Annotated in this window: 14 protein-coding genes; 5 read left to right on the top strand and 9 right to left on the bottom strand. The window is 64.8% G+C overall.

Annotation, left to right across the window (positions count from 1 at the left end; all coding sequences use genetic code 11):
* Positions 1-16: 16 nt before the first annotated feature.
* From K1177_RS00070 to K1177_RS00050, 5 genes are all read right to left on the bottom strand, one after another.
* Positions 17-250 (bottom strand): class I SAM-dependent methyltransferase, encoded by a 234-nt coding sequence (locus K1177_RS00070; protein WP_224701032.1) that lies wholly within the window; start codon positions 248-250, stop codon positions 17-19.
* Entirely contained in the window at positions 247-1,116 is an 870-nt protein-coding gene (locus K1177_RS00065; RefSeq protein WP_224701030.1) for a CPBP family intramembrane glutamic endopeptidase, read from the bottom strand. The genes K1177_RS00070 and K1177_RS00065 overlap by 4 nt, the downstream gene beginning before the upstream one ends.
* Complete coding sequence (locus K1177_RS00060; RefSeq protein ID WP_224701028.1) at positions 1,113-1,745, bottom strand: TetR/AcrR family transcriptional regulator; 633 nt, start codon at positions 1,743-1,745, stop codon at positions 1,113-1,115. The genes K1177_RS00065 and K1177_RS00060 overlap by 4 nt, the downstream gene beginning before the upstream one ends.
* 169 nt (positions 1,746-1,914) lie before the next feature.
* Positions 1,915-2,934: a LacI family DNA-binding transcriptional regulator gene (locus K1177_RS00055; RefSeq protein ID WP_224701026.1), complete on the bottom strand. Its 1,020-nt coding sequence runs from the start codon at positions 2,932-2,934 to the stop codon at positions 1,915-1,917.
* Between the two features lie 133 nt (positions 2,935-3,067).
* Positions 3,068-4,060 (bottom strand): substrate-binding domain-containing protein, encoded by a 993-nt coding sequence (locus tag K1177_RS00050; RefSeq protein ID WP_224701024.1) that lies wholly within the window; start codon positions 4,058-4,060, stop codon positions 3,068-3,070.
* Between the two features lie 271 nt (positions 4,061-4,331).
* Between K1177_RS00050 and K1177_RS00045 the strand changes: the two genes are divergently transcribed.
* Both K1177_RS00045 and K1177_RS00040 read left to right on the top strand, forming a co-directional pair.
* Positions 4,332-5,072: an ATP-binding cassette domain-containing protein gene (locus K1177_RS00045; RefSeq protein ID WP_224701022.1), complete on the top strand. Its 741-nt coding sequence runs from the start codon at positions 4,332-4,334 to the stop codon at positions 5,070-5,072.
* Positions 5,073-5,076: 4 nt separating this feature from the next.
* Positions 5,077-6,075 (top strand): ABC transporter permease, encoded by a 999-nt coding sequence (locus tag K1177_RS00040; protein WP_224701020.1) that lies wholly within the window; start codon positions 5,077-5,079, stop codon positions 6,073-6,075.
* 67 nt (positions 6,076-6,142) lie between these two features.
* Here K1177_RS00040 and K1177_RS00035 read toward each other — a convergent pair whose 3' ends face one another.
* The 4 genes from K1177_RS00035 to K1177_RS00020 are packed head-to-tail and all read right to left on the bottom strand — an operon-like array spanning position 6,143 to position 10,024.
* The gene (locus K1177_RS00035) at positions 6,143-7,054 is read right to left on the bottom strand and encodes an NAD(P)-dependent oxidoreductase (RefSeq protein ID WP_224701017.1); all 912 of its coding nucleotides are present in this window, start codon (positions 7,052-7,054) and stop codon (positions 6,143-6,145) included.
* 25 nt (positions 7,055-7,079) lie between these two features.
* A complete protein-coding gene (otnC, locus tag K1177_RS00030; RefSeq protein WP_224701015.1) occupies positions 7,080-7,736 on the bottom strand; it encodes a 3-oxo-tetronate 4-phosphate decarboxylase in 657 nt (218 codons plus the stop codon).
* A complete protein-coding gene (gene otnK, locus K1177_RS00025; protein WP_224701013.1) occupies positions 7,729-9,009 on the bottom strand; it encodes a 3-oxo-tetronate kinase in 1,281 nt (426 codons plus the stop codon). Before otnK ends, otnC begins: the two co-directional genes overlap by 8 nt.
* Positions 9,010-9,016: 7 nt before the next feature.
* Positions 9,017-10,024 carry a LacI family DNA-binding transcriptional regulator gene (locus K1177_RS00020; RefSeq protein ID WP_224703661.1) on the bottom strand — a complete coding sequence of 336 codons (1,008 nt, stop codon included), beginning with the start codon at positions 10,022-10,024 and terminating at the stop codon, positions 9,017-9,019.
* A 153-nt stretch (positions 10,025-10,177) separates the two neighbouring features.
* Here K1177_RS00020 and ltnD point away from each other — a divergent pair, with 153 nt between their 5' ends.
* From ltnD to K1177_RS00005, 3 genes are read left to right on the top strand one after another with little or no spacing between them, the layout of a single operon-like run.
* The gene (gene ltnD / locus K1177_RS00015) at positions 10,178-11,095 is read left to right on the top strand and encodes an L-threonate dehydrogenase (protein ID WP_224701011.1); all 918 of its coding nucleotides are present in this window, start codon (positions 10,178-10,180) and stop codon (positions 11,093-11,095) included.
* Between the two features lie 3 nt (positions 11,096-11,098).
* Positions 11,099-11,872: a 2-oxo-tetronate isomerase gene (gene otnI, locus K1177_RS00010; RefSeq protein WP_224701009.1), complete on the top strand. Its 774-nt coding sequence runs from the start codon at positions 11,099-11,101 to the stop codon at positions 11,870-11,872.
* Between the two features lie 35 nt (positions 11,873-11,907).
* Positions 11,908-12,801, top strand: a complete 894-nt coding sequence (locus K1177_RS00005) for an NAD-dependent epimerase/dehydratase family protein (RefSeq protein WP_224701007.1) — start codon at positions 11,908-11,910, stop codon at positions 12,799-12,801.
* The last annotated feature ends 251 nt before the right edge of the window (positions 12,802-13,052 follow it).

Here is a 13,052-nt window from a genome sequence, read left to right as displayed (position 1 = left end):
CGGCCGGACCAGCCAGTCAGTCGCGGCGAATGACGCGGATACGCTTGGCCGTCTGGCCTTCTTGGACATCAAGCCACTGAGCCACGGGCGTGCCGTCGAGCAATGCATCAATATCGATGCCGCGCCGCCGCAACTGTTCATGGGCCTGACGGGGCAGCAGACCGCTGACGAACTGCAGCGGTGCCAGCGGCAGGTTGAGTGCCTCGACGCAGACGCCGTCGACGTATTTCTCGATCTCGATGGTGCTCATGGTATTGCCTTTGCTGTGCGGGTGTCGGTGGCCGGCGTGCGGCCGAAGAAGAAGCCAGGGTCGCGCAGGATCACCACCAGGGTGAGCGCGATGAGCAGGCCAGTCTGGATGACTTTGCTGTCGGGGTGGGTCTGGAACGCCTCGTTGAAGACATTGGCGGCCAGGTGAAAGGCCACCGCGACCCAGATGCTGCGGCCCGAGCGATAGTAGAGCCAGTTCATCAGCAGCACGAAGGGAATGAGACTGACCAGGAAATTGACCGCATGCAGCGGGCCGGTCTCGACCAGATTGGCCTGGTAATAGCCCTCGATCAGGCCGAGCGGCACATGCCAGAGCGCCCAATAGACGCCAAAGACAATCGAGGTCCAGAACAGGTTCATGCTGCGGCGCAGCGCGTCCGTGCCATAGCCGTGCCAGCTGATTTCCTCGACAGCCGGCGCCAGCAGCAGCGGCACCCAGCCCACCAGAATACCGGCGCTGAACGAGGCGCCATGCGCCAGGGCGAACTGGTCAGCGGAATAGCCGAAGCCCAGCGAGATCGCCTGCGCCAGAACAATACTGCCCAGCATGATGCCAGCGCCCAGCAGCATATGCGGCCAGGCCTTGCCCCGCAGCGAAAGGCGCCGCCAGAGGTCCTGCCGCAACACCGCGTCCCGCCGGATCAGCAGCCAGGCGGTGAGCATCGGCAATGCCAGGCCGATACCGGCAAACAGGCTCACCAGCACCAGGCCCGTCTGGCCCAACGCGGCTTGCCGGCTGCACCAGGCGGCAATCAGCCAGGCCGTCCAGGGCCCGACGGTTGCCAAGGCAAAGAAGGTCCATGGCCGGTTGAACCGCCCGATGATCTCGGCTTCACGCAGCATCATGGCGTGTCTCCCAGGCTAGCAAGGCGGGCCATCAGGGCGCCCTTGGCGGTGCCCAGCGCGCGCTCGATGATGATGAGCGTGGCGCGCAGGCGCGCGGCGTGTTCGGTGGGCGTCCAGTTGAAGCGACCACCGCCGAGCAACGCCGCCTGGCCGGCGAGCAGGAACTCAAGCGTCGCCTGGGCGTCTTCGACCTCGAAGGCGCCCTCCTCCTTGCCGAGTTCGACGATCTCGGCCAGCACGGGCGCGAGTTGGCGCACCAGCGCGGTATTGGTCAGATCGTGCAGCACGCTGTTTTCGGGATGGTTGAGTGCGTCCACCAGATAGTGCCGGCTGCGATCAACCTGCTGCATGGCCATGACCGCACGGGCGAAACGATCGAGTGCATCGCCGGATCCACGCCCAGCCTGCTGTGCGGCAGCCGCCATGTCGGCGACAACAGCGTCGGCAAGCCTCGCCAGCAGGTCATCCTTGGTCTTGAAATAGAGGTAGAACGTGCCCTTGGCGATGCCGGCGCCCTGAACGATGTCGTCGATCGATACCGCCCGCACACCCTTGGCCTCAAACAGTTTTGCCGCGCTGGCAAGAATATCGTCGGCCCTTTCGGGACGGCTTGAACGGCGGGGAGACATCGGCGCACCCTATTATGACTGACGGTCAGTCAGTACTGTAGGCATTGGAACGTGTCAACCTCTTTTGAGGGTTCGGGCGACCTGATGAGGACAGATGAAAGCCAGCAGGCTACCCGGCCCGGCCAATGGCGGCGGCATCAGGTATTGGGCGTGCGCGGAGTCAACCGGTTCAGGCGGGGGCCACCGTGCTGTCGCGGATGACGAGATCGGGGTCGATCATGGACACCTGCGGTTCAGGCAATGTGTCGCCGGCAGCAATCAGGCCGAGCAGGCGATCTATGGCCATGGCGGTGACGGCGCCGACGGCATAGTTGATGCTCGAGAGTGGCGTCGCGGCATGTTCGGCAAATTCGATGTTGTCAAAGCCGATGATGGCAACATCCTGCGGCACACGGCAGTCATGCTTTTGCGTCCAGCGCAGCGCGCCGATGGCCAGGGTGTCGTTGGCAGCAAACACCGCCGTGACACGCTCGGGCGCAGCCATCAACTGGTCCATGGCCTGATAACCATGGAGCACCGAGTGGCCCGCTGGATCCACCAGCCAGCGCGGGTCGACAGCAATCCCGGCCTCGTCCAGCGCCTGGCGGTAGCCATCCTGCTTCTCGCGATTGCCCAGGCGATGGGCGCCGTCGATGATGCCGATGCGGCGATGGCCCTGATCGAGCAGATGGCGGACAGCGCGGTGAGCGCCGCGGCGTTCGTCGATGCAGACAGCGTCGATGCCGGCATCGGGGTCGGCTACCAGCAGCACCACGGGATAGCGGGCGCTGCGCAGGCGGCGGATATGGTCGAGTTCGCGATGGCTGCGCGGATAGATCAGCATGCCATCGACCTGGCGCGAGCGGAACATCTCGATGACGCGCTTCTCCTCGGCAAGATCGTTGTTGGAAGTCGCAAAGAGAGTTGAATAGCCCCGCTCGGCGAGTGCCAGTTCTATGGCCTGGGCAACATGGGTCAGCGTGGGATTGGTGATGTCGGTGAGCACCAGCCCTATGGTCTTGGTCTCCCGGCTAACCAGCGACTTGGCGATATGGTTGGGCAGGTAGTTGAGCGCCTCGGCAGCCTCGCGGATCAGCTGCGCGGTCTCGGCCGGGATGCGCGGGCTCTGGCGCAGCGCGAGCGAGACCGTGTTGACCGAGAACCCGGTCCGGTCAGCAATGTCCTTGAGGCGAACGATGGTTTTGCCCATGGCCTGATCTACCCCCGCCGCCCGGCGAGCGCAATCGGCCTTTGCCTGTCACGCCTGCTCGCCGCACCCGGCATGAAAGAAGCGGGGCGCGCCGCATTGGCACGCCCCGCAACAGTGGCCGTTTGTAGTGATCCTACTTCTGGATGCAGGTGTCGACCGTGTCCTTGGTGCATTCGTCCAAGCCGGTGAACACCGGGTCAGCGACTTCCTTGCCCTCGATCAGGTCGATCATCACGCTGGGGGCGAGATAGCCCATTTCGAACGGACGCTGGCCAACCAGGGCCGTCACCAGGCCCTCGCGGGCCAGGGCCACTTCCTCGCCGATGGTATCGGCGGCGCCGATGGCGAAGTCGTTGCTGGCGATCCGGTCCTTCATGGGCCCGAACAGGTCACGATAGGGCTGCGGCGCGCCGAACAGCGGCCAGCCGCCCATGATGCCGAAGGCATCGAGGTCCGGATTGGCGGCCAGGATATCGCTCATGGCCTGAACGCCCTTGGCGCCATCGTCATTGGTGAACACCGGGCAGCCGGCGACTTCGGTCCAGCCGCCTTCACCGGCCAGGGCGGCAAGGCCTTCCTGGCCGCTCAGGGCGTCGCGCATGCCCTGGGCACGGCGCAGGATATTGTCGGCGGCGGCATTGCCCTGAATGGAGCAGATGGTGCCGCCATCGGGCTTGGCTGCCTTGATGTAGTCGCCGATGCGCTTGCCCATCAGGTAGTTGTCGGTGCCCAGATAGGTGGCGCGCAGGCCGGCATCTTCCTTGGTCAGGTCGGCGTCGACGGTCATGATCGGGATGGTCGGGGCCGCGCTGCGCAAAGTATTGGCGATCAGCGGCGCATTGGACGGCGAGATAGCGACCGCGGCCGTATCGGGCTTGCTCAGCACGTCCTGCAGGATCTGGGCTTCACCTGCTTCATCCGAGGTGGATGCCGGGCCGGTATAGAAGCACTCGTATTCGGAGTCCGCGTTCTCGGCATTCCACTTCAGGCAACCCTGATGAATGGCCTCGAAGAAGGGATTGTCCAGACCCTTGACGACGATAACCAGTTGTTTCTTGGCTGCAAATGCCGGCGATGCTGCAAGCGACAGCGCAGCAACTGCGGCAAGTAAGGCTACTTTCTTCATTGCTCTCTCCCATTATTGGCAGCCGCTACAATGCGCCGGTATTCCGGCTGCACTGTCCTCCATGGACTGCCGAGGAAAGGCTAATCCCGGCGCTGTCCCGGCGTCAAATCATTTAATAGTACAATTATGATTTCACTGCGTTGACGTGGTGCAAACGATTTGCATAACTGAAATGAGGTTTCGTCCTGGGGAGGAGAAGCCCTGTATCGTCAGCGTTTGACACTCAGCCGCAAGGTATGGGGCCAATAAGTCACGCGCAGAGGGAAGTAACGTGGCTGTTCTAGAATTATCAAATATTTCCAAGCACTTTGGTGCCATTCAAGCGGTGAACGACGTGTCGTTTTCGCTCGAAGCCGGGGAAGTCATCGGCCTGATGGGCGACAATGGCGCCGGCAAGTCGACGCTGGTGAAGATGATCGCCGGCAATTTTGCGCCCAGCGAGGGCACCATGCGCATGGATGGTGAGCCGCTGGTAATGCACCATCCGGTCGATGCGCGCCGGCACGGCATCGAGATCGTCCATCAGGATCTGGCGCTGTGCAACAATCTGACGGCAGCGGCCAATGTCTTTCTCGGACGCGAGCTCTATCGCTGGTTCGGCCCGATCCGTGTGCTGGACTATGCCACCATGTACCGGCGCTCGGGCGAGATCTTTGCCGAGCTCAAGTCCGAAACGCGGCCGCGCGACTTGATCCGCAATATGTCGGGCGGGCAGCGCCAGGCTGTGGCCATTGGGCGGACGCGGCTGTCCAACCCCAAGGTTGTGCTGATGGATGAGCCCACGGCAGCCATCTCGGTGCGCCAGGTGGCCGAGGTGCTCAACCTCATCAAGCGACTGCGCGACCAGGGCATCACCGTGGTGCTGATCAGCCATCGCATGCCCGACGTGTTCGGCGTTGCCGACAGGGTGATCGTACTACGGCGCGGCACCAAGGTGGCCGACAAACGCATCGATCAGAGTTCACCCGAAGAGGTGACAGGCCTGATCACCGGCGCGATCGAGGGAGTATAGGGCGATGAGCATCACACTTGACCAGACCATAGCCCAACGCCAGCACACCTGGCTGACCAGCCTGCTCAGAAGCCAGGCCTTCTGGGTGTTTGTGGCCATTATCGTGGCCTGCCTGTTCCTGACGGTGGCCACCGATTCCTTTGCGACCTCCAAGAACATCTTCAACATCACGCGCAACGTCACCTTCACGGCCATCATTGCCTTGGGCATGACCATGGTGATCATCATCGGCGGCATCGATCTGTCGGTGGGCTCGGTGTTGTGCCTGTCCAGCATGGTGCTGGCGGTGACCATGCATGCCGGCTACGGGCTTGAGATCGGCATTCTGGTGGCGGTCGTCACGTCGCTGGCTGTGGGCGCCTTCAATGGTGTGCTGGTGGCCTATCTGGGCTTTCCACCTTTTGTGGTGACGCTGGGCATGCTCTCGATTGCCCGGAGCCTGGCCATGGTCGCCTCCAACAATACGGTGGTGTTCGAGTTCGGCCCAGACCATGCGCGGTTGCTCGACCTGGGCGGCGGCGCCTGGTTGCTCGGCATTGCCAATCCAGTTCTCTACATGGTGGCGCTGGCGTTGCTGGTGGGCTTTGTCCTCAAATGGACCAAGTTCGGCCGGCACCTCTATGCCATCGGCGGTAATGAGCATGCGGCGATGCTCACCGGCGTTCCGGTGCGGCCGATCAAGGTGGCTGTCTACATGATCTCCGCCCTGTCGGCGGGCATTGCCGGCATCGTCCAGACCGGCTGGCTGGGCGCCGTCACCACCAATCTGGGCACCGGCATGGAGCTGCAGGTGATTGCCGCAGCGGTCATTGGCGGCGCCAGCCTGGTGGGCGGCGTTGGCGGCGCGACCGGCGCGCTCGTCGGCGCAGCGCTGATCGAGGTAATCCGCAACAGCCTGGGCCTTCTGGGGATCAATGCCTTCTGGCAGGGCACGTTCATCGGCGCCTGCATCATCATCGCCGTGGCCTTCGAGCGGGTCCGGCAAATGCGCTCCTCAGACTGAGCGGCGCGCCGCCGGTCTAAGCAAAGGCCCCGCCTCGGCGGGGCCTTCGTCATTCTTGGGGGCTCGGTCAGTCGCCCTTGCCGCCATTGAGCCGGTCGATATAGGCGGGGAGCATGGGCACATAGTCTTCAGCGCCGCCCGCTGCGATGGCGGTGCCATAGGCATTCTTGACCGCATTGCCCACCGGGTTCACCAGCCCGGCCGCATTGGCCATGGATTCGAGATAGCGCAGATCCTTGAAGGCATTGGCGAGGCTGAACTTGTGCGCCTCGCGGTCGCCCTCGAGGGTGAAGCGCATGAAGGTCTGGTAGAAGCCGCAGTCCATGCGGCCGCCGCGGATCACCTGATCGACGCGGTCAGCCGAAATGCCGACGCGGTCGGCCAGGGCCAGGGCCTCGGCATAGAGGGCGCCATAGCCCAGCGAGATGAAATTGTTGAGCAGCTTCATGCGGTGGCCGTCGCCGACGCCGCCGATGTGGACGATCTTGCCGGCCCATGTCGCCAAAATCGGCTGCAGCCGCGTGAACACCGCCTCCTCGGCCCCCACCATGGTGTCGAGTGTGCCGGCCCAGGCTTCCTTGGGCGTGCGGCTGAGGGGTGCATCGGCAAAGTCGATGCCTTTGGCTTTCAGTTCAGCGGCGATGCGCACGGTCGAACTGGGGTCCGAGCTCGAGCAATCGACCACCACCGAACCGGGCTTGAGCCGCGCCAGGAGGCCCTCGGGCCCGCGCACGGCCGCCTCGACTTCGGGCGAGCCGGTGACGCAGAGGAACACCACGCTCGACCGCTCGGCCAGGTCGCCGATCGAGGCGGCTTCCACGGCGCCGCGTCCAATCAGATCGGTCACGGGCGCGCGGTTGCGATGCGCCACTACGGTCAGGCCATAGCCCTTTTCGACGATGTTCTTGGCCATGCCATGGCCCATAAGGCCCAGGCCGATGAAGCCGACGGTCTCGGGCGCGCTGCTGGTGTCTGACATGGAAAGTCCTTTCGCGGCCCTGCCGCTATTTGAGATCGAAACGCTGCCGCAGATCGGCAACCTGTTGCGGGGTAAGCGGGCGGATCGGCAGGCCGCGCAGCAGCAGGAACAGCCGCGCGGTCTCCTCCAGTTCCTCAGTGGCATATTGCGCATTGGCCAGACTCGTGCCGGCCACCACCGGGCCATGGTTGGCCAGCAGCACGGCATGGTGTTCCCCCGCCAGCCGCCCCACGGCCCTGGCCAGTTCGCTGTCGCCCGGTGGCAGATAGGGCACCAGCGGCAGCCGTCCGACGCGCATGATGTAATAGGCGGTCAATGGCGGCAGCACATCGAGGGGGTCAACGCCATCGATCAGGCTCACCGCCACCGAATGGGTGGAGTGCAGATGCACCACGGCCCTGGCGTCGGCGCGCTGGCCATACATGGCTATATGCAGCATGGCCTCCTTGGTCGGCGCATCGCCACCGATATGGCGGCCATTGGCGTCAAAGCGCGACAAACGCGCCGGGTCGAGCTCGCCCATGGACACATTGGTGGGCGTCATCAGCCAGCCGCCATCCTCAAGCCGCAGGCTGATATTGCCGGTGGAACCAAAGGTCAGGCCGCGATCAAACAGCGACTTGCCGACGCGAGCGATCTCGCCGCGCGCCAGGTTCTCGGCATGGGTCTGCGCATCAGTCATCGAGCATGTCCCATGCGGTGAGGAAGAAGTCCGGCGCGCCGAAATTGCCCGATTTTAGCGCCAGGGCCAGGTCCGGTTCGCCGCGACTGCGGGTCCAGGGCACGCCGGGGGCAATCTCGGGCCCGATCTCGAGCGCGGTGATGCCAAGTGCCGCCACCACGGCGCCCGAGGTCTCGCCGCCCGCCACAATGAAGCGGGCAAAGCCATTGTCGCGCAGGATCACCGCCAGATTGCCCAGCATCTGCTCGATGAGCTGGCCAGCGGCGGCGGCGCCCAGCTTCTGCTGGGTCTGGCGCACCGCCTCCGGCTCGTCGCTGGAATAGACCAGGGCCGGCCCCTTCCCACTATTGGCCAACACCCAATTGGCGATATCGGCGATGGACTGCTTGCCCGACACGATGTCGGCGGGCACCAGCCGCAGCGCCGGCAATCCGGCCTCGATGGCAGCGGCCACCTGGCCGCGCGTCGCTACCGAACAACTGCCGGCCAGGATCACGGCCTTGCCCTGGGGGGCTGTCATGGTCTCGGCCACCTCGGCGGTGCCGATCTTGCCGGCGGCACGGAAGTTCTCCGGCAGGCCCATGGCGATGCCCGAGCCGCCAGTGATCAGCCGCGCGCCGGCCAGGGCCGCCCCGAGCTGGCGCAGATCGGCATCGCGCACGGCATCGGCAATCATCAGGCGGAAGCCGGCCTGGCGCGCCTTGATCAGCAGCGCGCGGATGGCGTCGGGCCCGGCCTCGACGATATCGAGCGGAATCAACCCGACCCGGCCCAGGGCCTGTTTCTGCAGCACCCGCACCAGATTGGCGTCGCGCATCGGCGTCAGCGGATGGTCGCGCATGGGGCTGTCGGACAACAGGCTCGCGCCGACGAACAGATGCCCCTGATAGACGGAGCGCCCCGCCGCGGGAAAGGCCGGGCAAGCGACCGCGATGGGGGCCTCCAGCAGGTCCATCAGCGCCTCGGCCACCGGACCGATATTGCCCTTGTCGGTGGAATCAAAGGTCGAGCAGTATTTGAAGAGGATCTGCTCGGCCCCCGCTGCCCGCAGCGCCAGGGCCGAGGCCAGCGACATGGCCACAGCGTCATCGGCGGCAATGGTGCGCGATTTGAGCGCCACCACCACGGCTTCGGCATCGCCGAAATCGCTGCCCTCGGGCGGCACGCCGATATGCTGGACTGTTTTCATGCCATTGCGCGCCAGCATCAGCGCCAGGTCGGTGGCCCCGGTCAAATCGTCGGCGATGGCGCCAAGCAGGATGGGGGAGCTCATGGGGTCCTCACGCTGTTGCGCCGGGCAGGATTTCGTAGCCGGTGTCGATCACCTGCGGCTGGGGCGGCCGCGTGCGTTGCGCCAGCAGCATCTCCACGGCCGTCCTGCCGGTCAGGAAGCGGTTGGAGCGCATGGTCGAGAGCGGCGTCGGCAGCGCCTGGCCGATATCAAGCCCGTTGAAGCCAAAAAGGGCAAGGTCTCGCGGCGGCACAAGCCCGGCCGCCATGCAGTGAAACACGCCGCCGGTGGCCATGTCGTCATTGGAGAATACCACGACATCCGGCTTGGGCCCCTGCGCCAGCAGCGCCGCGAGCTGTTCGCGGCCCGCCGCCACCGAGCTCGGTCCCTCGGTGCGCTGGGTTGTCACCAGGCTCAACCCCGCGCTGGCCAGGGCCGCGACCAACCCGTCGTGGCGCAGCCTGGCGCGGCGGTCGGCGTTCCAGTCGTGCCCGACATAGCCAAAGCGCCGATAGCCGCGGCCCAGGAGATATTGCCCGGTGTCAAAGCCAGCCTGGACATGCGAATGCCCCACGGCAAGATCGATGGGCGTGCTGTCGATTTCCATGATCTCGGCAATGCGCACGCCGCTGCCTTCGAGCATGGCGCGGGCCGCCGGCGTATGGTCGAAACCGGCGATGACCATGGCCTCAGGCCGCCAGGCGAGGAGCGAGGCCACCAGTTCCTCTTCGATCGCCAGGTCATAGTCGCTGACGCCGATCACCGCCTGAAAGCCCGAGCCGTCGAGCGCGGCGCGGATGCCGCCCAGCACTTCGGGAAAAACGATATTGGTCAGCGAGGGCACGATAACGCCCACCAGTTGCGAGCCGGAAGATGCCAATCCGCCCGCCAGGCGATTGGGCACATAGCCGGTCTCGCGCACTGCTGCCAGCACGCGGTCGCGCGTTGCCGGTGCCGCCGGCCCATGGTTGCGCAGGATGCGCGATACGGTGATCTCGCTGACCTCGGCGAGGCGGGCCACATCGGCCAGCGTCACGCCCTGGCGCCGCTCGGGCAGGCGCGTACCGCTGCGCGGCCCCGCGCCCTCACGTTTCAGCTTGGTTGACTTGGTGACCGGCAATGGTCATGATCCCCGCACTATGACAGCGCTAACATAGAAGCGATTGCGCGCTTCGGCAACAGCGGATCGCGCTACCGGTGGGAGACAAGCATGACCAGTTCAACTGCGCGCCGCATCGCCCTGATTGGCCTGGGCTCGATGGGCCTGGGCATGGCGCGGGCGTGCCTGGCTGCCGGCCACGGCGTCAGCGGCTTTGACGTCAATCCCGCTTCGGTAGCGGCACTCGCCAGTGCCGGCGGTCGCGGTGCCCACAGCCCCGCCGATGCGGCACAGGGCGCCGATATCGCCGTCATCGTGGTGGTCAACGCCGCCCAGACCGAGACTGTGCTGTTTGGCCCTGACGGGCTGGCCAGCGTTCTGACTGCCGGCAGCGTGGTCGTGTCCTGTGCCACCATGGCGCCCGACGCCGCACGGGCGCTGGCTGCCCGCTGTGCCGAACAGGGCATCCTCTATCTCGATGCACCGATGAGCGGCGGCGCCGTCCGTGCTGGCACGGGCGAGCTCACCTTCATGGCGTCCGGTGCCCCCGAGGCCTTTGCTGCCGGCCGTCCGGCGCTCGATGCCATGGCCGGCAAAGTCTATGAGCTGGGCGATGAGGCGGGCATTGGCGCCTCGTTCAAGATCGTCAATCAACTCCTGGCGGGCGTTCATATCGCTGCCGCCTGCGAGGCCATCACCTTTGCCAGCAAGCTCGGGCTCGATATCGCCAAGGTCTATGAGGTGATCACCGCCTCGGCCGGCAATAGCTGGATGTTCGAAAACCGCGTGCCGCATATTCTGGAGGGCGACTATTCACCCCGCAGCTCGGTCAATATCTTCACCAAGGATCTCGGCATCGTCAGCGATATTGGCCGCGCGGAAACCTTTCCGCTGCCCATTGCGGCCTCGGCGCTGCAGCTCTTCCTGATGACCGCCGCGGCCGGCATGGGCAAGGACGATGATGCCTCCCCTGCCCGCATGATCGCGCAGATGACCGGGCTCACCCTGCCGTCTGGCCAGGACGGCTGAACCATGGTCCGTCTGGCCGCAAACCTCACCATGATGTTCACCGAGTATGGCTTTCTCGACCGCTTTGGTGCGGCCGCCGATGCCGGCTTTGATGCGGTGGAGTTCCTGTTTCCCTATGAGCATGCGCCCGAGGCCATTGCCGAGCGGCTGCAGCGTCATGGCCTGACCCTGGCGCTCTTCAACGTGCCGCCCGGCGACTGGGCGGCGGGTGACCGGGGTCTTGCCGCCCTGCCGGAGCGGCGGGCCGAATTTGAAGCCGGCGTCGCCACGGCCGTCGACTATGCCCGCGTGCTCAAGCCGCACCGCCTCCACATGATGGCCGGCTTGGCCGATCACCGCGATCCCTTGGCCATTGCGGCCTACCAGTCAGCGCTGCGCCATGCGGCCGCAGCGCTGGGCGGCGAAGGCATGACCCTGGTCATTGAGCCGATCAACCCGCGCGATATGCCGGGCTATTTCCTCAATGATTTCAACTGGGCCGTCGCCTGCCTGGGCGAGCTGGCCCTGCCCAATGTGCAGCTGCAATATGACATCTATCACCGCCAGATCATTCATGGCGACGTGTTGCGCAGTCTCGAGGCACTGATCTCAAAGATCGGCCATGTCCAGATCGCGGCGGTGCCGGAGCGGCATGAGCCGGGCAGCGGCGAACTCGATGATGGCCGCATCCTCAAGGCGCTCGACCGGCTGGGCTATGCCGGCTTTGTCGGGCTCGAGTATCGCCCGCGGACCACGACCCTCGAGGGCCTGGCCTGGCGCCGGTCCCTGGGCGTCTAGCCCCCTTTCATCCCCATCACACAAGGATTTGCAGTATGAGCAAGCGTATCGTTTTTACCGGTGGCAGCGGCAAGGCGGGGCGGCATGTGGTGCCCTATCTGCTCGACAAGGGCCACAGCGTGCTCAATGTCGACCTGGTGCCGCTCAAGCACCCTGGCGTCAACACGTTGACGGCCGATCTCACCAAGAGCGGCGAGGCCTTCAATGCGCTGTCGATGCATTTCGACATGGCCGAGTTCGCCAATGGCACTGGGCCGGCGCCAATCGATGCCGTGGTGCATTTCGCGGCCGTGCCGCGCGTGCTGCTGCGGCCCGACAACACCACCTTCGAGGCCAATGTCGTTTCCACCTACAATGTCATTGAAGCGGCGGTGAAGCTGGGCATTCCCAAGGTTATCATCGCCTCGAGCGAAACTACCTATGGCGTGTGCTTTGCCGAGGGCGATAAGGATTTTCACAGCTTCCCGCTCGACGAGGACTATGACAGCGACCCCATGGACAGCTATGGCCTCTCCAAGGTGGTCAACGAGAAGACCGCCCGGGCCTTTGCGATGCGCAGCGACATCGACATCTATGCCCTGCGGATCGGCAATGTCATCGAGCCGCATGAGTATCCGATGTTTACTGGCTTCCTCGACAATCCCGCCTCGCGCAAGCGCAACGCCTGGAGCTACATCGACGCCCGCGATCTCGGCCAGATCGTCCATCTGTGCCTGGGCAAGGACGGGCTGGGCTATCAGGTGTTCAATGCGGTCAATGACACCATCACCGCGCGCGAGCCCACGCCGGAATTCCTCAACCGCTGGGCCCCAAACACGCCCATCACCCGCCCGATGGCACCCCAGGAAGCGCCGATCTCCAATCGCAAGATCCGCGAGGTCCTGGGCTTCGTCGAAGAGCATAACTGGCGCAAATACGTGCCGGCCTAGGCCCTGCGACCGCCAAGCAGCTGACAAACCATACAACCCGCGTCCGGGCTTTTTGTCCCGGCGCGGGTTTTTCTGTGCCGTGCCGCCTTCACCGTGCAGCCCACTGACCCAGTGGGCTGCAGTCAGGCCGCTCCGCTCATGTGCTTGTTCTGTCTTTCGTCTGGATTGAGTTTAGAAACGCAAAACCCCCGGTGCTTTCGCACCGGGGGTTTGAGTTTCGAGATCGTATAGAGACCATATGTTTTTGGCAG

The sequence above is a fragment of the Devosia aquimaris genome, from assembly GCF_020169335.1.
Taxonomy (GTDB): domain Bacteria; phylum Pseudomonadota; class Alphaproteobacteria; order Rhizobiales; family Devosiaceae; genus Devosia; species Devosia aquimaris.
Note: the sequence above shows the minus strand (reverse complement) of the source record. Positions and strands in the feature narration are given on the sequence as shown.